17 protein-coding genes are annotated in these 17,829 nt (G+C 61.1%); 11 read left to right on the forward strand and 6 right to left on the reverse strand.

Annotated elements, in window-relative coordinates:
* Positions 1 to 107: 107 nt before the first annotated feature.
* The gene (locus C4K38_RS25420) at positions 108 to 1,016 is read right to left on the reverse strand and encodes a flagellar protein MotY (protein WP_053280676.1); all 909 of its coding nucleotides are present in this window, start codon (positions 1,014 to 1,016) and stop codon (positions 108 to 110) included.
* Positions 1,017 to 1,172: 156 nt separating this feature from the next.
* Here C4K38_RS25420 and pyrC point away from each other — a divergent pair, with 156 nt between their 5' ends.
* Both pyrC and rnt read left to right on the forward strand, forming a co-directional pair.
* Positions 1,173 to 2,219 (forward strand): dihydroorotase, encoded by a 1,047-nt coding sequence (gene pyrC, locus C4K38_RS25425; RefSeq protein WP_053280677.1) that lies wholly within the window; start codon positions 1,173 to 1,175, stop codon positions 2,217 to 2,219.
* Positions 2,216 to 2,890, forward strand: coding sequence for a ribonuclease T (gene rnt / locus C4K38_RS25430; RefSeq protein ID WP_009050553.1), 675 nt, complete (start codon positions 2,216 to 2,218; stop codon positions 2,888 to 2,890). The genes pyrC and rnt overlap by 4 nt, the downstream gene beginning before the upstream one ends.
* Positions 2,891 to 2,960: 70 nt before the next feature.
* Here the strand turns inward: rnt and C4K38_RS25435 are convergent, their stop codons facing one another.
* A complete protein-coding gene (locus C4K38_RS25435) occupies positions 2,961 to 3,563 on the reverse strand; it encodes a peroxiredoxin (protein ID WP_007922432.1) in 603 nt (200 codons plus the stop codon).
* 326 nt (positions 3,564 to 3,889) lie between these two features.
* Between C4K38_RS25435 and C4K38_RS25440 the strand changes: the two genes are divergently transcribed.
* Complete coding sequence (locus tag C4K38_RS25440) at positions 3,890 to 4,108, forward strand: bacterioferritin-associated ferredoxin (protein WP_081001588.1); 219 nt, start codon at positions 3,890 to 3,892, stop codon at positions 4,106 to 4,108.
* Positions 4,109 to 4,309: 201 nt separating this feature from the next.
* Complete coding sequence (gene bfr, locus C4K38_RS25445) at positions 4,310 to 4,783, forward strand: bacterioferritin (RefSeq protein WP_009050554.1); 474 nt, start codon at positions 4,310 to 4,312, stop codon at positions 4,781 to 4,783.
* A gap of 122 nt (positions 4,784 to 4,905) precedes the next feature.
* Here bfr and grxD read toward each other — a convergent pair whose 3' ends face one another.
* The 3 genes from grxD to C4K38_RS25460 all read right to left on the reverse strand — a co-directional run bounded on the left by grxD (position 4,906) and on the right by C4K38_RS25460 (position 7,869).
* Entirely contained in the window at positions 4,906 to 5,244 is a 339-nt protein-coding gene (grxD, locus tag C4K38_RS25450) for a Grx4 family monothiol glutaredoxin (RefSeq protein WP_007922425.1), read from the reverse strand.
* A 96-nt stretch (positions 5,245 to 5,340) separates the two neighbouring features.
* Positions 5,341 to 7,449 carry a molybdopterin oxidoreductase family protein gene (locus C4K38_RS25455; protein ID WP_053280678.1) on the reverse strand — a complete coding sequence of 703 codons (2,109 nt, stop codon included), beginning with the start codon at positions 7,447 to 7,449 and terminating at the stop codon, positions 5,341 to 5,343.
* Between the two features lie 126 nt (positions 7,450 to 7,575).
* Complete coding sequence (locus C4K38_RS25460; RefSeq protein ID WP_053280679.1) at positions 7,576 to 7,869, reverse strand: PlzR type 4 pili assembly inhibitor; 294 nt, start codon at positions 7,867 to 7,869, stop codon at positions 7,576 to 7,578.
* A gap of 507 nt (positions 7,870 to 8,376) precedes the next feature.
* Here C4K38_RS25460 and argF point away from each other — a divergent pair.
* Together argF and C4K38_RS25470 are read left to right on the forward strand one after the other, a co-directional pair.
* Positions 8,377 to 9,297, forward strand: coding sequence for an ornithine carbamoyltransferase (gene argF, locus C4K38_RS25465; protein WP_025806006.1), 921 nt, complete (start codon positions 8,377 to 8,379; stop codon positions 9,295 to 9,297).
* The gene (locus C4K38_RS25470) at positions 9,294 to 10,403 is read left to right on the forward strand and encodes an ABC transporter ATP-binding protein (protein ID WP_025806007.1); all 1,110 of its coding nucleotides are present in this window, start codon (positions 9,294 to 9,296) and stop codon (positions 10,401 to 10,403) included. The genes argF and C4K38_RS25470 overlap by 4 nt, the downstream gene beginning before the upstream one ends.
* 96 nt (positions 10,404 to 10,499) lie before the next feature.
* On the opposite strand, the gene ybaK is transcribed toward C4K38_RS25470, so the two are convergent.
* Positions 10,500 to 10,970, reverse strand: coding sequence for a Cys-tRNA(Pro) deacylase (gene ybaK, locus C4K38_RS25475; RefSeq protein WP_016703437.1), 471 nt, complete (start codon positions 10,968 to 10,970; stop codon positions 10,500 to 10,502).
* Positions 10,971 to 11,353: 383 nt separating this feature from the next.
* Here ybaK and C4K38_RS25480 point away from each other — a divergent pair, with 383 nt between their 5' ends.
* From C4K38_RS25480 to C4K38_RS25505, 5 genes are all read left to right on the forward strand, one after another.
* Entirely contained in the window at positions 11,354 to 12,205 is an 852-nt protein-coding gene (locus C4K38_RS25480) for an MIP/aquaporin family protein (RefSeq protein WP_025806008.1), read from the forward strand.
* Positions 12,206 to 12,283: 78 nt separating this feature from the next.
* A complete protein-coding gene (gene glpK, locus C4K38_RS25485) occupies positions 12,284 to 13,789 on the forward strand; it encodes a glycerol kinase GlpK (RefSeq protein ID WP_053280680.1) in 1,506 nt (501 codons plus the stop codon).
* A gap of 95 nt (positions 13,790 to 13,884) precedes the next feature.
* Positions 13,885 to 14,640 (forward strand): DeoR/GlpR family transcriptional regulator, encoded by a 756-nt coding sequence (locus C4K38_RS25490; RefSeq protein WP_007922413.1) that lies wholly within the window; start codon positions 13,885 to 13,887, stop codon positions 14,638 to 14,640.
* Between the two features lie 296 nt (positions 14,641 to 14,936).
* Positions 14,937 to 16,475, forward strand: a complete 1,539-nt coding sequence (glpD, locus tag C4K38_RS25500) for a glycerol-3-phosphate dehydrogenase (RefSeq protein WP_053280681.1) — start codon at positions 14,937 to 14,939, stop codon at positions 16,473 to 16,475.
* Positions 16,476 to 16,912: 437 nt separating this feature from the next.
* A complete protein-coding gene (locus C4K38_RS25505) occupies positions 16,913 to 17,827 on the forward strand; it encodes a glutamate/aspartate ABC transporter substrate-binding protein (protein ID WP_025806014.1) in 915 nt (304 codons plus the stop codon).
* Positions 17,828 to 17,829 lie beyond the last annotated feature (2 nt).

Raw genomic sequence — 17,829 nt, forward strand, 5'->3', positions numbered from 1 at the left:
CGGAAAGCCATCAAGTCTACCGATCAACGCGGATAATTTACAGAGGCGCGACAGCTTATGACGACGAAGCGACAGATTATGTCGAGCGAGCGACGACGACAGCCGCTTCAGGAAGTCGCCGCGGCGTTGGCGGCAGCCGCAGCCTGGGGCGCCGGTTTTTCCGCGACCGGGACACGTTGCAACTGCACATTGACCCGACGATTCTTCGCCCGGTTCGCCGCGTTGGTGTTGGGCGCCAATGGATAGCGTTCACCGTGGAAACGCATCTCGATCTGCGATTCGGAAATGCCGTTGGCCTTGAAGAACTCCATCACCGCCAACGCCCGGCGCCGCGACAGATCACGGTTGGTCAAGCGGTTGCCGCTGTTGTCCGAGTGGCCATCGAGCTGGATGTGATTGACAGTCGGATCGGCCTTGAGGAACTCCAGCATCACCTGCAGCCTGGCCTTGGCCTTGGCATCCAGGTCGATACCACCCCCGGGGAAGCCGACCTCGGATTGCCTGACCTGGTCGAAGTTCTTCGGCAGCAGCTTGGCGACACAGCGTTGATAGTCGCCATACGCCTTGCTGAACCTGACCGGCAACAAGCGCACCTCGGACACCCCGCCTTCACGGGAATAGTGGCGAACCACCGGGCTGCGCCCCTCCATCAGCCCACCGATCAGCCGCCCGGCCTGCAGTTGCGAGCTGTTGAACAGCACATCGCCACTGCCAAGCCGCACCGAACCCAGGTTGATGTCGCCCCGCCCTGGCTGCCAAGGCGCGGCCGCCGCGAGCAGCGTGGCCGAACCGCCACCGAGCATCGGGTTGTAGGCCTTGAGGCGGAAGGTCGCCTGCTCGCCGGCACGGCGCACGAACTCCCCGGAACCGAAATCGGTGATCGGCTGGCTCAGACGGCACTCGAATTTATCGCCTTCGACCGTCCACTCAATGCTCTCCAGACGGGTCTGGAAAGTCAGCGCCATCGCGGGAAGACTGGCGAACACACTGAGCAAGGCTAGATAACGCTGGCGCACGGGAGGCTCCACTGACTTGTACATCACGAAAATCGAAATGCCTGTTTACGGCATACCTTCGGGATATCGGAAGCTTCACGCAAAACTTGATAGCGAGTGCCTGGAAGAGTCTTTTCCGGTAGCATTCACTGGAGTTTGACCCGCCTGGAATCCCCAATGTCCGACCGCCTGACCCTGCTGCGTCCCGACGACTGGCATATTCATCTTCGCGATGGTGCCGTGTTGACCAATACTGTCGCGGATGTCGCGCGCACCTTTGGCCGCGCCATCATCATGCCTAACCTGGTACCTCCGGTGCGCAACGCCGCTGAAGCCGACGCCTATCGCCAGCGCATTCTCGCTGCGCGGCCGGCCGGCAGCCGCTTCGAGCCGCTGATGGTGCTCTACCTTACCGATCGCACCCAGCCCGAAGAAATTCGCGCGGCCAAGGCCAGTGGTTTCGTCCATGCCGCCAAGCTCTACCCGGCCGGTGCGACCACCAACTCGGACTCGGGCGTCACCAGCATCGACAAGATCTTCCCGGCGCTGGAGGCCATGGCCGAAGTCGGCCTGCCGCTGCTGATCCACGGTGAAGTCACCCGCGGTGAGGTCGACGTGTTCGACCGCGAGAAGCTGTTCATCGACGAGCACATGCGCCGCGTCGTCGAGCGCTTCCCGACGCTCAAGGTGGTGTTCGAACACATCACCACCCGTGACGCCGTGCAGTTCGTCAACGAGGCCTCGGCCAACGTCGGCGCGACCATCACCGCCCACCACCTGCTGTACAACCGCAACCACATGCTGGTCGGCGGGATTCGCCCGCACTTCTATTGCCTGCCGATTCTCAAGCGCAACGTGCACCAGGAAGCACTGCTCGACGCCGCCACCAGCGGCAGCCAGAAGTTCTTCCTCGGTACCGACTCCGCTCCCCACGCCCAGCACGCCAAAGAAGCGGCCTGCGGCTGTGCCGGCTGCTATACCGCCTATGCCGCGATCGAGTTGTACGCCGAGGCCTTCGAACAGCGCAACGCGCTGGACAAGCTGGAAGCCTTCGCCAGCCTCAACGGCCCACGCTTCTACGGCCTGCCGGCCAACACCGATCGCATCACCCTGGTTCGTGAAGAATGGACCGCCCCTGCCAGCCTGCCTTTCGGCGAGCTGACCGTCATCCCGCTGCGCGCCGGTGAAAAACTGCGCTGGCGCCTGCTGGAGGAACACGCGTGAGTGAAGACCATTTCGACGACGAGCAGGACGGTCACAACGGTGGTGGCTCGCGTCATCCAATGGCGGCACGCTTTCGTGGTTACCTGCCGGTAGTCGTCGACGTTGAAACCGGTGGCTTCAACTCGGCCACCGACGCATTGCTGGAAATTGCCGCGACCATCATCGGCATGGACGAAAAGGGCTTCGTGTTCCCCGAGCACACCCTGTTTTTCCGCGTAGAGCCTTTCGAAGGCGCCAACATCGAAGCTGCGGCGCTGGAGTTCACCGGGATCAAGCTCGACCATCCGCTGCGCATGGCCGTCAGTGAAGAAACCGCGTTGAACGATATCTTCCGCAGCGTGCGCAAGGCGCTGAAGGCCAACGGCTGCAAGCGCGCGATCCTGGTCGGGCACAACAGCAGCTTCGACCTGGGCTTCCTCAACGCGGCCGTTGCGCGCCTGGACATGAAGCGCAACCCGTTTCATCCGTTCTCCAGCTTCGACACCGCGACGCTTGCCGGCCTGGCTTATGGCCAAACCGTGCTGGCCAAGGCGTGCCAGGCTGCCGACATCGACTTCGATGGCCGTGAGGCGCACTCCGCCCGCTACGACACCGAGAAGACCGCCGACCTGTTCTGCGGCATCGTCAATCGCTGGAAGGAAATGGGCGGCTGGGAAGACTTCAACGACTGATACCGTCGCTGATCGACCGCGCATAAAAAAACCGGCCCTGAGGCCGGTTTTTTTATGCGTGAAGCGCGGCTTACAGCTTGCCGGCGTTCTCGCTCAGGTAAGCAGCAACGCCTTCTGGCGAAGCGGTCATACCTTTGTCGCCTTTCTTCCAGTTGGCCGGGCAGACTTCGCCGTGCTCTTCGTGGAACTGCAGAGCGTCGACCAGACGGATCAGCTCTTCCATGTTACGGCCCAGCGGCAGGTCGTTGACGATCTGCGAACGAACGACACCTTTGTCGTCGATCAGGAACGCGCCACGGAAAGCCACGCCGCCTTCGGACTCAACGTCGTAGGCCTTGGCGATGTCGTGCTTCATGTCGGCAGCCATGATGTACTGAACCTGACCGATGCCGCCGGCATTGATCGGGGTGTTGCGCCAGGCGTTGTGGGTGAAGTGCGAGTCGATCGAAACAGCGATCACTTCAACGTTGCGTGCCTTGAAGTCAGCCATGCGGTGGTCCAGGGCGATCAGCTCGGACGGGCAGACGAAGGTGAAGTCCAGCGGGTAGAAGAACACCAGGCCGTATTTGCCTTTGATGGCCGAGGACAGGGTGAAGCTGTCGACGATTTCGCCATTGCCGAGAACGGCGGGAACGGTGAAGTCAGGGGCTTGTTTGCCTACGAGTACGCTCATTGGATATCTCCTGGTGTGATCGAATGAAGAATGAGATCCAGCCCAGTTTGCCGCCGCCAAGCGACAGCCCTGTGACTCGATCCCGCTTCGTAAGGACCGCACATCATACACCGCGTTTTTGAGCTGTCCTTAGTGGTTTTTCCATCCTCCGGGCTCAGGCCGCAAAAAAGCCGCCCTGCTGGACAACTCGTCACCCGTGGTAGAAAAAACCGTTCGTCTGCCAGACACGAATCTGGCAAAAAGCCCCAGGAAACCACTTTGACAATCATTCTCGTTAACATTAAGATCCGTCGCATTGAGCCATAACCAGCGACGGTTCTCACCTTATGTATGTCTGCCTCTGCACTGGCGTCACCGACGGACAAATCCGCGATGCAATCTACGACGGTTGCTGCAGCTATCGTGAAGTACGCCAAGCGACCGGCGTTGCCAGTCAATGTGGCAAATGTGCCTGCCTCGCCAAGCAGGTGGTACGTGAAACCCTGACCGAGTTGCAAAGCAGCCAGCCAGCGATTCCTTACCCAGTAGAATTTAATGCTGCGTAATTAACGCCATTTAAAAGAGCCGGACTTCATGTCCGGCTTTTTTATGTCTGTAATTCAATCGCTTAGCGTCAAAACGCGGAACACAAACATTCTTATTCCGATTAATTTTCATATATTATTCAATAACTTAGGTTTGACACTAATCATCGTGCGGCTCAGACTCTGCCTTATATACCGCTAATTACAGGGCAGGACCCCATCATGAAAGGCGACATCACAGTCATCCAGCATCTCAACAAGATCCTTGCCAATGAACTGGTCGCGATCAATCAGTACTTCCTGCACGCACGCATGTACGAAGACTGGGGCCTGAACAAGCTGGGCAAGCACGAATACCACGAGTCCATCGACGAGATGAAGCATGCGGACAAGCTGATCAAGCGCATCCTCTTCCTCGAAGGCCTGCCAAACGTCCAGGACCTGGGCAAACTGCACATCGGTGAACACACCAAGGAAATGCTCGAGTGCGACCTGCGCATCGAGCGTACCGGCCATGCTGACCTGAAAGCCGCCATCGCCCATTGCGAATCGGTTGGCGACTTCGGTAGCCGCGAGCTGCTGGAAGACATCCTGGAATCGGAAGAAGAACATATCGACTGGCTGGAAACCCAACTGGGCCTGATCGATAAAGTCGGCCTGGAAAACTACCTGCAATCGCAGATGGGCGACGAGTAACTCTTCTCAACGTTCAGCCCATAAAAAAGCCCCGCCTCTCTCACGAGGGCGGGGCTTTTTATTGCGTGGACACATCCACACGACCGGCAGGAGCGAAGGTGTCGCTCCTGCCGAGGGGCAAATCAGGCTTCGGTCTTGGCAGCAGCTTTTTCAGCGGCGGCCTTGATCAGGGTCTGCAACTCACCATTGGCAAACATCTCAGCCATGATGTCGCTGCCGCCGACCAGTTCACCGGCTACCCACAGTTGCGGGAAAGTCGGCCAGTTGGCGTATTTAGGCAGGTTGGCGCGAATTTCCGGGTTCTGCAGGATGTCCACGTAAGCGAACTTCTCACCACAACCCATCACGGCCTGAGCGGCTTTCGCGGAGAAGCCACACTGCGGGGCATTCGGCGAGCCTTTCATGTAAAGCAGAATGGTGTTGTTGGCAATCTGCTCTTTAATAGTTTCGATGATATCCATGGAGCACCTCGGCTGAACTTTCCGACTCTGTTGTCGACACGGTGGCGCATTGTAACGGAAAGCCGAGCGCCATGCTCGGCCTCTCCGACAAACTCCTCAGGCCGCCTCGACCTTCACCGGCACGCCATTGAGCGCCGCATTGCCCGATAACTCGTCCAGCTGACGCTCGTCGGTCAAGTCATTGGCACTCGACCCCGGTTGCGCCATCGCGATACTCATCTGCACGCCCGGCCGACCATGTCCCCAGCCATGGGGCAGGCTGACCACCCCGGGCATCATCTCGCTGCTGGCCAGGACTTCCACCTCGATCGCCCCGACCCGTGAACTGACCCGCACGCGCTGCCCGTCAGCCAGCCCCCGCTGGGCCAGATCATCGGGATTCATCAGCAACTGGTGCCGGGGCTTGCCCTTCACCAACCGATGGTAGTTGTGCATCCACGAATTATTGCTGCGCACATGGCGCCGGCCGATCATCACCAGTTCATCGGCCGCCGGAGCCTGCAACGCGGCAAAGCGCTGGAGGTCCGCCATGATCGGTGCGGGAGCGGCCTGTACCCGGCGGCTCTCGGTTTTCAGGCGTGCCGCCAGATTGGGCTTGAGCGGCCCCAGATCGATCCCATGGGGATGATCGGCCAGCGTCGCCACCGACAGATTGAACCCGGACGCCTCGCTATACCGCCCCGCCCGCAGCCCCCTGTCGATCATCTGCGCCGGCGGCACGGTCGGCTTGAGCTCCTTGCCGGTCCGCGCGGCAAAGGCCCTGGCCAGGCCGACGAAGATTTCCCAGTCATGCAGCGCGCCTTCCGGTTTGGGCAGGATCGCCCGGTTGAAGCGGCTGATATTACGCACCGCGAACATATTGAACGTGGTGTCGTAGTGATCGTTCTCCAGGGCCGAGGTCGATGGCAGGATCAGGTCCGCATAATGGGTGGTTTCGTTAATGTACAGATCGATGCTGACCATGAACTCCAGGCCATCCAGCGCCTGCTCCAGTTGCCGTCCGTTGGGGGTCGACAGCACCGGATTGCCAGCCACGGTGATCAGAGCTCGCACCTGCCCGTCCCCTTCGGTGAGCATCTCTTCGGCCAAGGCCGAGACCGGCAGTTCGCCGCCATATTCGGGGCGTCCGGAAACCCGGCTTTGCCAGGCATTGAAGTGCCCACCCGAAGTCGCCGCCACCAGATCCACCGCCGGCTCGGTGCACAGGGCGCCGCCGACCCGATCCAAGTTGCCGGTCACCAGGTTGAGCAACTGCACCAGCCAATGACAGAGGGTGCCGAACGACTGGGTGGACACGCCCATCCGGCCATAACACACCGCCCTGTCCGCCGCGGCAAAGTCCCGCGCCAACTGGCGGATCTGCTGCGCTGGCACCGAACACAAAGGGCTCATGGCTTCGGCGCTGAAGCGGGAAATGGCCTCACGCACCTCGGCCAGGCCATCCACCAGCAGATGGCTGTCGCGCGTCAGCCCCTCCGCGAAGATCGTCTGCAGCATGCCGAACAGCAGCGCCACATCCCCGCCGGGACGGACAAACACATGCTGGTCGGCCATGGCCGCCGTCTCGCTGCGCCGCGGGTCGACCACCACCACTTTGCCGCCGCGCCCCTGGATCGCCTTCAGGCGCTTCTCCACATCCGGCACGGTCATGATGCTGCCGTTGGACGCCAGCGGATTACCGCCCAGGATCAGCATGAAATCGGTGTTATCGATATCCGGGATCGGCAGCAACAGCCCGTGGCCGTACATCAGGTAGCTGCTCAGGTGCTGCGGCAACTGGTCCACCGAGGTGGCGGAAAAGCGGCTCTGGGTTTTCAGCAGGCCGAGGAAATAGTTGCTGTGGGTCATCAACCCATAGTTGTGCACGCTGGGATTACCCTGATAGACCGCCACCGCATTATTGCCGTGCCGCTCCTGGATCGCCGCCAGGCGCTCGGCCACCAGGTTGAAGGCCTCGTCCCACCCAATCGCCTGCCAATCGCTGCCGACCCTGCGCATGGGCTGCCGCAGCCGATCCGGGTCGTTCTGGATGTCCTGCAGCGCCACCGCCTTGGGGCAGATGTGGCCGCGGCTGAAGCTGTCCTGGGCGTCGCCCTTGATCGAGGTAATCTGCGGGCCGGCGCCGTCGACTTCGGTGGTTTCGATGGTCAAGCCGCAGATGGCTTCACACAGGTGGCAGGCACGGTGATGGAGAGTCTTGGTCATGGCCAGTCTCTATTTTATTCGGGGCGGCCAGCGTCAGGCCGCGGGAACAAAACTATGGTGCCAGACCGGCATCAGCGCCAGGGACCTTCATCTTGTGAATCGGCAAGCATCAAGCCAGCCGATGGCTCAGTTGGAGGGCAGCCTCGGAGGGTCGTCCTGTCGGGCGATCGGCGTCATGCCGTCCATCGGTGCCTCGCTGCCCTGCATCCCGCTGAATTCGGCGAGCAGCCGCCAGTGCTCATCGAGATTGCTGCTGATGGTCATCATGCGATCGATCATCTGCCGCGCGGCGTTGCGCGTGGTGCTGTCCTCGCTGCGCAGCAACTCGAAGGACATCGAGGTGATCGATGCCGTCAGGTCGGTCAGGGTTCGCGTCGTCAACCCCAACAATGTTTTCAGTTGCTGTTCTTTCGAGTCCATTCCAAGCACTTCCCTGTTGCCGGTGCGCATTTATAACCCCAGCACTTTGTCTTAGGAAATGTTTCTGGCCGATATCCCTGCCGCGATCCTTCCCATTTCCTGCCACGCTCAAAGTACCCAAGAGCCGAGCAGAGAAAAACCCAGCCCGCGCCAGCCATATGCCTGATAGCGGCATGCGCCACGAGGCGCGTTGCAAAGCGGCCGAGGCGCAGTGTACAAATGCCGCTCCGGACCTACGCAAAGTGGATTGACGCCACATCGGACCGGACCGATCTGAACAGGCTGTAAACGTCACGAATGGCCCACTTTTTTTGGCCCAGACCACTCGCCGCAAGTGGTGAAAGCCTTAGAAACCAAGCCTGCTATTGGTAAGACGCGACATTTAATTATAAGATCGCGCCTTCCCCTATTTCGTCGCCCCGTGCGGCTTTCGCCGCAGGTCTCGCCCGTTTCTCGATAAAACAAGGCTTTGAGTATCTGCGGTCTGTTGCAAAAAGGTAGTTAATGATGAGCGCAAGGCACTTTCTCTCCCTGATGGATTGCACGCCCGAAGAGCTGGTCAGCGTGATTCGTCGAGGCATCGAGCTGAAGGACCTGCGTAACCGCGGCGTACTCTTCGAGCCCCTGAAAAACCGCGTTCTCGGGATGATTTTCGAGAAGTCGTCTACCCGCACCCGCCTTTCCTTCGAAGCCGGCATGATCCAGCTCGGCGGCCAGGCAATCTTCCTGTCCCCGCGCGACACCCAACTGGGTCGCGGCGAGCCGATCAGCGACTGCGCCATCGTCATGTCGCGCATGCTCGACGCGGTGATGATCCGTACCTTTGCCCACAGCACCCTGACCGAGTTTGCGGCCAACTCCCGCGTACCGGTGATCAACGGCCTGTCCGACGACCTGCACCCGTGCCAGTTGCTGGCCGACATGCAAACCTTCCTCGAACACCGCGGCTCGATCCAGGGCAAGACCGTGGCCTGGATCGGCGACGGCAACAACATGTGCAACAGCTATATAGAAGCGGCGATCCAGTTCGACTTCCAACTGCGCATCGCCTGCCCCGAAGGCTACGACCCCAACCCTGAATTCGTCGCCCGGGCCGGCGACCGGGTGAGCATCGTGCGCGATCCGAAAGACGCGGTGATCGGCGCCCACCTGGTGAGCACCGATGTCTGGACCTCCATGGGCCAGGAAGAAGAAACCGCCCTGCGCCTCAAGCTGTTCGCGCCGTTCCAGGTCAATCGCGCACTGCTCGACCTGGCCGCCGAAGACGTACTGTTCATGCACTGCCTGCCCGCTCACCGTGGCGAAGAAATCAGCCTCGACCTGCTGGACGATCCGCGCTCCGTGGCGTGGGATCAGGCAGAAAACCGTCTCCACGCACAAAAGGCCCTGCTCGAGTTTCTGGTCGAGCCGGCGTACCACCACGCATGAGCCAGCCATTACTGCTTAACCTGCGCAATCTCGCTTGCGGCTACCAGGACCAACGGGTCGTGCAGAACCTCAACCTGCACCTCAACGCCGGCGATATCGGTTGCCTGCTCGGTTCCTCCGGCTGCGGCAAGACCACCACCCTGCGCGCGATTGCCGGTTTCGAACCGGTGCACGAAGGTGAAATCCAGCTGGCCGGCGAAACCATCTCCAGCGCCGGCTTCACCCTGGCGCCGGAGCGCCGCCGGATCGGCATGGTGTTCCAGGACTACGCCCTGTTCCCGCACCTGAGCGTGGCGGACAACATTGCCTTCGGCATCCGCAAGCACCCGCAAAAGAACCGGGTGGTCGAGGAGCTGCTGGAACTGGTCAACCTGAAGAACCTCGGCAAGCGCTTCCCCCACGAGCTGTCCGGTGGCCAGCAGCAGCGCGTCGCACTGGCCCGGGCACTGGCGCCGGAACCGCAGTTGCTGCTGCTCGACGAACCCTTCTCCAACCTCGATGGCGAACTGCGGCGCAAGCTCAGCCACGAAGTGCGCGACATCCTCAAGGCGCGGGGCACCAGCGCGATCCTGGTGACCCACGACCAGGAAGAAGCCTTCGCCGTCAGCGATCACGTCGGGGTGTTCAAGGAAGGCCGCCTGGAGCAATGGGACACGCCGTACAACCTCTATCACGAACCGCTGACGCCGTTCGTGGCAAGCTTTATCGGCCAGGGCTATTTCATCCGTGGCCAGCTGGACAGCCCGGAATCGGTGCAGACCGAGCTCGGTGTACTGCGCGGCAACCGTGCCTACACCTGGCCGCCCGGCGGCGCGGTGGATGTGCTGCTACGCCCGGACGACATCGTTTATGCACCGGACAGCGCCCTCAAGGCACGGATCGTCGGCAAGAGCTTCCAGGGTGCCTCGACCCTGTACCGCCTGCAACTGCCGACCGGCAGCCAGCTGGAATCGATCTTCCCGAGCCACGCCGATCACCTGGTTGGCGCTGACGTGGGAATCCGCGTCGCCGCCGAACACCTGGTGCTGTTCCAGGCCTCCGGCAGCACCGCGGCGCAGCTGCCACAGGCCGAATCGGGCGTTCGCCGCTACAGCAGCGCCCAGTGACCTCCCACAGGAGCCGGTTCGCCGGCTCCTGTGCCGTTATACCCCCTCATCTCTCCCCTTCCAGACAAATACTGAAACCTCAGGCTGCGCGCCGAATCAGTCGCGACCGATATCAGCGAAGGTCGCCTGGGTGTGTTCAGCCAGCACGGCAGCCGCAAGTTCGACCTCAAGCCCGCGCCGACCGGCGCTGACGAAGATGCTGGCAAAGGGTTGCGCACTGTTGTCGATAAAGGTGCGCAAGCGCTTTTTCTGCCCCAGCGGGCTGATCCCGCCCAGCAGGTAACCGGTCGCTCGTTGCGCGGCAGCCGGGTCGGCCATCTCGGCTTTTTTCACCCCAGCGGCGTGTGCCAGGGCCTTGAGGTCGAGACTTCCGACGACCGGCACCACAGCCACCAGCAATTCGCCCTTTTCACTGCTGGCCAACAGCGTCTTGAACACCTGCGCCGGGTCGAGGCCGAGCTTTTCCGCTGCCTCCAGACCATAGGAGGCAGCCTTCGGGTCGTGTTCATAACTGTGCACCCGATGTTCGGCGCGAACTTTTTTCAGCAGATCCAGTGCAGGGGTCATGGCAACTCCATAGGCAGGGAAAACAACAGAAACAGTACCGGCGATTCTAGGATATCCGCCCGCAAAAGGCTCTATTCCAAGGCCCATCCCCCAGCCCAGGCAGCCGCCGGCACCAGGCTGGCCGCGCCTTTTGCGCAAAACCCACGCGCTTCCCGCAAGATCATTCACACAACTGATAGTTATAAAATGACCAGTGGTTCACTTTCGACCTTTGACAGTAATGTTTCTTGTCTATATTTTTTCGTTTGCGAATATCATGTGCTAGATCCAACAGCCGTACCCAGCAGTAAGCCGCGCCCAGGATGGGGATCCTGCCGACGGTGAAAATCGCGCTCGGCGCCCTTTACGCCAGCGCCAGACAACAACAAAAACCGAGGTTTTCCATGACAACTGCGTTACAACAACCGTCGCTCTCCGGCCAGTGCATGGCCGAATTCCTGGGTACAGCCTTGTTGATCTTCTTCGGCACCGGTTGCGTCGCCGCGCTCAAGGTCGCGGGTGCCAGCTTTGGCCTATGGGAAATCAGCATCATCTGGGGGATCGGCGTGAGCATGGCGATCTACCTCACCGCCGGTGTTTCCGGCGCGCACCTCAACCCCGCGGTCAGCATCGCGCTATGCATCTTTGCCGACTTCGAGAAGCGCAAACTGCCGTTCTACATCTTCTCCCAGATCGCCGGCGCCTTCTGCGCGGCGCTGCTGGTCTACACGCTGTACAGCAACCTGTTCTTCGATTACGAACAAGCCCACCAGATGGTCCGCGGCTCCCAGGCCAGCCTCGAGCTGGCGTCGGTGTTCTCCACCTTTCCCAACCCGGCGCTGTCCACCGCCCAGGCGTTCCTGGTCGAAGTGGTGATTACCGCGATCCTGATGGGCGTGATCATGTCCCTGACCGACGACAACAACGGCTTGCCACGCGGCCCGATGGCGCCGCTGCTGATTGGCCTGCTGATTGCCGTGATCGGCAGCGCCATGGGGCCGCTGACCGGTTTCGCGATGAACCCGGCGCGGGATTTTGGCCCTAAACTGATGACATTCTTCATGGGTTGGGGCGAGGTTTCCTTCACCGGCGGCCGCGATATTCCGTACTTCCTGGTTCCGATCTTTGCGCCGATTGTCGGTGCCTGCCTCGGTGCCGTGGCTTACCGCGGGCTGATTGCCCGTCACCTGCCAACCGTCGCCCCTGCTCCAACGGATGCCGAAAAAGCCATTGACGGCAAAGTAAGAACTTCTTGAAACCGGTGGCGCAAGGTCCTGCCCAACCCCGACCTGCGCCTCTTGCCCACTTCCTTATTTTTGTCCAAGGCAATCGACATGACCGACATTCAGAATAAGAACTACATCATTGCCCTCGATCAGGGTACGACCAGCTCCCGCGCGATCATTTTCGATCGCGACGCCAACGTCGTGTGCACCGCCCAGCGCGAATTCGTCCAGCATTACCCGCAAGCCGGCTGGGTCGAACACGACCCGATGGAAATCTTCGCCACCCAGAGCGCGGTGATGGTCGAGGCCCTGGCGCAAGCCGGCCTGCATCACGACCAGGTAGCCGCCATCGGCATCACCAACCAGCGCGAAACCACCGTGGTCTGGGACAAGACCACCGGCCGGCCGATCTACAACGCCATCGTCTGGCAATGCCGCCGCAGCACCGAGATCTGCCAGCAGCTCAAGCGTGACGGCCTGGAAGAGTACATCCGCGACACCACCGGCCTGGTCACCGACCCGTACTTCTCCGGCACCAAACTGAAGTGGATCCTCGACAACGTCGAAGGCAGCCGCGAACGCGCGCGCAACGGCGAACTGCTGTTCGGCACCATCGACAGCTGGCTGATCTGGAAATTCACCGGCGGCAAGACCCACGTCACCGACTACACCAACGCCTCGCGCACCATGCTCTTCAACATCCACACCCTGGAGTGGGATGCGAAGATGCTGGAAGTACTGGATATCCCGCGGGAAATGCTGCCGGAAGTGAAGTCCTCCTCGGAAATCTACGGCCGTACCAAAAGCGGCATCGCCATCGGCGGCATCGCCGGCGACCAGCAGGCTGCGCTGTTCGGCCAGATGTGCGTCGAGCCGGGCCAGGCGAAGAACACCTATGGCACCGGCTGCTTCCTGCTGATGAACACCGGCGACAAGGCGGTCAAGTCCAAGCACGGCATGCTCACCACCATCGCCTGCGGCCCTCGCGGCGAAGTGGCTTACGCCCTGGAAGGCGCGGTGTTCAACGGTGGCTCCACCGTGCAATGGCTGCGTGACGAGCTGAAGATCATCAACGACGCCCACGACACCGAATACTTCGCCAACAAGGTCAAGGACAGCAACGGCGTGTACCTGGTCCCGGCCTTCACCGGCCTGGGCGCTCCGTACTGGGACCCCTACGCCCGTGGCGCGCTGTTCGGCCTGACCCGCGGCGTGCGTGTGGACCACATCATCCGCGCCGCGCTGGAATCGATCGCCTACCAGACCCGCGACGTCCTCGACGCCATGCAACAGGACTCCGGCGAACGCCTCAAGGCCCTGCGCGTGGATGGCGGCGCGGTAGCCAACAACTTCCTCATGCAGTTCCAGGCCGACATCCTCGGCACCCAGGTCGAGCGCCCGCAAATGCGCGAAACCACGGCCCTGGGCGCGGCCTACCTGGCTGGCCTGGCCTGCGGTTTCTGGGGCAGCCTGGAAGAGCTGCGCGGCAAGGCCGTGATCGAGCGTGAGTTCGAACCACAACTGGCCGAAACCGAGAAAGAAAAGCTCTACGCCGGCTGGAAAAAAGCCGTCAGCCGCACCCGCGACTGGGAACCGCACGAAGGCGCTGAATAAGCCAAGTCGCGGATTCGTATCGGGTTGTAACTGGTCGGGAGCGGATTCCTGCGGCATCATGGGCAAATTTTGCATGGCAGCCCAAAGGAAGCCCCATGAATCTGCCTCCCCGTCAGCAGCAAATCCTCGAGCTGGTCCGCGAACGCGGCTATGTCAGCATCGAGGAGATGGCCCAGCTGTTCGTCGTTACACCGCAAACCATCCGCCGCGATATCAACCAGTTGGCGGAAGTGAACCTGTTGCGTCGCTACCATGGCGGCGCAGCCTACGACTCCAGTGTCGAAAACACCGCCTACGCGATGCGCGCCGATCAGATGCGCGATGAGAAACAACGCATCGGCGAAGCCATCGCCGCGCAGATCCCCGATCACGCCTCGCTGTTCATCAACATCGGTACCACCACCGAATCCATTGCCCGGGCGCTGCTCAATCACAGCCACCTGAAGATCATCACCAACAACCTGCACGTGGCCTCCATGCTCAGCGCCAAGGACGACTTCGACGTGCTGCTGACCGGCGGCAATGTGCGTCGCGATGGCGGCGTGGTCGGCCAGGCCAGCGTCGATTTCATCAACCAGTTCAAGGTCGACTTCGCCCTGGTCGGCATCAGCGGCATCGACGAAGACGGCAGCCTGCTGGACTTCGACTACCAGGAAGTGCGGGTTTCCCAGGCGATCATCGCCAATGCCCGCCAGGTGATCCTGGCCGCCGACTCCAGCAAGTTCGGGCGCAATGCCATGATCCGCCTCGGCCCCATCAGCCTGATCGATTGCCTGGTCACCGACCAGCAGCCGGTTCCGGCGCTGACCCAGTTGCTGCAGCAGCACAAGATTCGCCTGGAAGTCGTCTGACCCCCTCCCCGTGTAGCCGCTGCCGCAGGCGATAAGGCCGAAGACCTTCAGCGAACTGGAGATCCTGCGCCCCCTTCGGGCGCGATAGCAGCCTTCGGCAGCGGCTACAGATCCCCCCCCGCCCGCAAACCGCGGACGCCTTGCGTCCGACAATGTTCGTAAATTTTCCTTTGCCCGCCTTTCGATGAGTTTTTTCAATCGAAGTCCACTGGCTGTCGGCGTGTTTCTGCGCTACCATTTTCGCAAATGAACATTCATGTTCGATTTCAAATATCAAAAGAACACGAGGCCAGCCGATGCCCACTTCCACCTTGCCCGCGCCCCCTCTCGCCGAGATTTATGACATTGCCGTGATCGGCGGTGGGATCAATGGTGTCGGCATCGCCGCCGATGCCGCCGGGCGTGGCCTGTCCGTGTTCCTTTGCGAAAAAGACGACCTGGCCAGCCATACCTCCTCGGCCAGCAGCAAGCTGATCCACGGTGGCCTGCGCTACCTCGAACATTACGAATTCCGTCTGGTGCGCGAAGCCCTGGCCGAACGCGAAGTGCTGCTGGCCAAGGCCCCGCATATCGTCAAGCCCATGCGTTTCGTCCTGCCGCACCGCCCGCACCTGCGCCCGGCGTGGATGATCCGTGCCGGCCTGTTCCTTTATGACCACCTGGGCAAGCGGGAAAAACTCGCCGGCTCCAAGAGCCTCAAGTTCGGGCCCGACAGCCCGTTGAAAGCCGAGATCACCAAAGGCTTCGAATACTCCGACTGCTGGGTCGACGATGCTCGCCTGGTGGTGTTGAACGCCATGGCCGCCCGGGAAAAAGGCGCCCATGTGCGCACCCAGACCCGTTGCATCAGCGCCCGCCGCAGCAAGGGCATGTGGCACCTGCACCTGGAGCGCGCCGACGGCAGCCTGTTCTCGATTCAAGCCAAGGCCCTGGTGAACGCCGCCGGCCCATGGGTCGCCAAGTTCATCAAGGACGACCTGAAGCTGGATTCGCCTTACGGCATCCGCCTGATCCAGGGCAGCCACCTGATCGTGCCGAAGCTGTACGAAGGCGAACATGCGCACATCCTGCAGAACGAAGACCAGCGCATCGTCTTCACCATTCCGTACCTGAACCACTTCACCCTGATCGGCACCACCGACCGCGAGTACACCGGCGATCCGGCGAAGGTGGCGATTACCGAAGGCGAAACCGACTACATCCTGAAAGTGGTCAACGCCCACTTCAAGAAACAGCTGAGCCGCCAGGACATCGTGCACACCTACTCCGGCGTGCGCCCGCTGTGCAACGACGAGTCCGACAACCCGTCGGCCGTGACCCGCGACTACACCCTGGCGCTGTCCGGCAATGCCGACGAAGCGCCACTGCTGTCGGTGTTCGGCGGCAAGCTGACCACCTACCGCAAGCTGGCCGAATCGGCCATGGCCCAGCTGACGCCATTCTTCAAGGGCATCAAGCCGAGCTGGACCGCGCACTCGACCCTGCCCGGCGGCGAAGACATGACCACGCCACAGGCACTGGCCGAAGCGATTCGCCAGAAGTTCGACTGGGTGCCCAGCGAAATCGCCCGCCGCTGGGCCACCAGCTACGGCAGCCGTACCTGGCGCCTGCTGGAAGGCGTGCACAGCCTGAGCGACCTGGGCGAACACCTGGGTGGCGGCCTGTACACCCGTGAAGTCGATTACCTGTGCAGCGAAGAATGGGCGATCAATGCCCAGGACATCCTGTGGCGCCGCAGCAAGCTGGGTCTGTTCACGACTCCGGCCGAGCAGGAAAAACTGCAGCACTACCTGCAGAAGGTCGAACAGAACCGGGCGAAGATCGAAGCCGCCTGATCGCCCCTCCTATAAAGAAGCCCCCACGCCACATGGCCCGGGGGCTTTTTCATGCCTACCGCTTTTGTAGGAGCGAGGCTTGCCCGCGATGAACCATAACGCGATCCAACAGCTACACCGCAGCGCCTGGTTCGCGGGCAAGCCTCGCTCCTACAGGGGAATGAGCCCGCCCTGCTGGGCATTCGGTTTTCCGAACGCGACTTTCGGGTCGATTCGGATAACCGGATAAAGACCGCCGACAATATCCGCCATAAATATTTAATAGCCTTCTAAATCAAGGTCTTGATACGGATCAGCTGGCCTGGCACGACTCATGCTCTACACTCTCCGACGAATGCCTGATGGGCCAACACACATCAGGAGCCGTCAAGGCATTCGCTGTATAAAAGAGCCGTCGAACTGGCTTCATAAAAAAAACAAATGTCGAGGAAATATTGATGCGCATCGTTCCCCATCTGTTGGGCGCAGCCATTGCTGCTGCTCTGATTAGCACTCCAGTGGTCGCCGCCGAACTCACCGGCACGCTGAAGAAAATCAAAGACTCCGGCACCATCACCCTCGGACATCGCGACGCTTCCATTCCGTTCTCCTACATCGCGGATGCATCCGGCGTTCCAGTCGGCTACTCCCACGACATCCAGCTGAAAATCGTCGAAGCCCTGAAGAAAGACCTCGACATGCCGGATCTCAAGGTCAAATACAACCTGGTTACCTCGCAGACCCGTATCCCGCTGGTGCAGAACGGCACCGTGGACGTCGAGTGCGGTTCCACCACTAACAACGTCGAGCGTCAGCAGCAGGTCGACTTCTCCGTCGGCATCTTCGAGATCGGCACCCGTCTGCTGTCCAAGAAGGATTCGCCTTACAAGGACTTCGCCGACCTGAAGGGCAAGAACGTCGTGACCACCGCCGGCACCACGTCCGAGCGCATCCTCAAGGCGATGAACGCCGACAAGCAGATGGGCATGAACGTGATCTCCGCCAAGGACCACGGCGAGTCCTTCAACATGCTCGAAGGCGGCCGCGCCGTGGCCTTCATGATGGACGACGCGCTACTGGCCGGTGAAATGGCCAAGGCCCGCAAACCGACCGACTGGGCCGTGACCGGTACCGCGCAATCCTACGAAATCTACGGCTGCATGGTCCGCAAGGGCGACGCACCGTTCAAGAAGGCCGTGGACGACGCCATCATCGCGACCTACAAGTCGGGCGAGATCAACAAGATCTACGACAAATGGTTCCAGTCGCCGATTCCACCAAAAGGCCTGAACCTGATGTTCCCGATGAGCGACGAGCTCAAGGCCCTGATCGCCAACCCGACCGACAAAGCGGCTGACGATAAAAAGTCCTGATT

The organism is Pseudomonas chlororaphis subsp. piscium (assembly GCF_003850345.1).
GTDB lineage: Bacteria > Pseudomonadota > Gammaproteobacteria > Pseudomonadales > Pseudomonadaceae > Aquipseudomonas > Aquipseudomonas piscium.

What these genes read in the sequence shown, in the direction of transcription:
- pyrC (WP_053280677.1), top strand. Translation starts at nt 1,173, where the DNA reads ATGTCCGACCGCCTGACCCTGCTGCGTCCCGACGACTGGCATATTCAT.
- C4K38_RS25435 (WP_007922432.1), bottom strand. Translation starts at nt 3,563, where the DNA reads ATGAGCGTACTCGTAGGCAAACAAGCCCCTGACTTCACCGTTCCCGCC.
- C4K38_RS25440 (WP_081001588.1), top strand. Translation starts at nt 3,890, where the DNA reads ATGTATGTCTGCCTCTGCACTGGCGTCACCGACGGACAAATCCGCGAT.
- bfr (WP_009050554.1), top strand. Translation starts at nt 4,310, where the DNA reads ATGAAAGGCGACATCACAGTCATCCAGCATCTCAACAAGATCCTTGCC.
- grxD (WP_007922425.1), bottom strand. Translation starts at nt 5,244, where the DNA reads ATGGATATCATCGAAACTATTAAAGAGCAGATTGCCAACAACACCATT.
- C4K38_RS25455 (WP_053280678.1), bottom strand. Translation starts at nt 7,449, where the DNA reads ATGACCAAGACTCTCCATCACCGTGCCTGCCACCTGTGTGAAGCCATC.
- C4K38_RS25460 (WP_053280679.1), bottom strand. Translation starts at nt 7,869, where the DNA reads ATGGACTCGAAAGAACAGCAACTGAAAACATTGTTGGGGTTGACGACG.
- argF (WP_025806006.1), top strand. Translation starts at nt 8,377, where the DNA reads ATGAGCGCAAGGCACTTTCTCTCCCTGATGGATTGCACGCCCGAAGAG.
- C4K38_RS25470 (WP_025806007.1), top strand. Translation starts at nt 9,294, where the DNA reads ATGAGCCAGCCATTACTGCTTAACCTGCGCAATCTCGCTTGCGGCTAC.
- ybaK (WP_016703437.1), bottom strand. Translation starts at nt 10,970, where the DNA reads ATGACCCCTGCACTGGATCTGCTGAAAAAAGTTCGCGCCGAACATCGG.
- C4K38_RS25480 (WP_025806008.1), top strand. Translation starts at nt 11,354, where the DNA reads ATGACAACTGCGTTACAACAACCGTCGCTCTCCGGCCAGTGCATGGCC.
- glpK (WP_053280680.1), top strand. Translation starts at nt 12,284, where the DNA reads ATGACCGACATTCAGAATAAGAACTACATCATTGCCCTCGATCAGGGT.
- C4K38_RS25490 (WP_007922413.1), top strand. Translation starts at nt 13,885, where the DNA reads ATGAATCTGCCTCCCCGTCAGCAGCAAATCCTCGAGCTGGTCCGCGAA.
- glpD (WP_053280681.1), top strand. Translation starts at nt 14,937, where the DNA reads ATGCCCACTTCCACCTTGCCCGCGCCCCCTCTCGCCGAGATTTATGAC.
- C4K38_RS25505 (WP_025806014.1), top strand. Translation starts at nt 16,913, where the DNA reads ATGCGCATCGTTCCCCATCTGTTGGGCGCAGCCATTGCTGCTGCTCTG.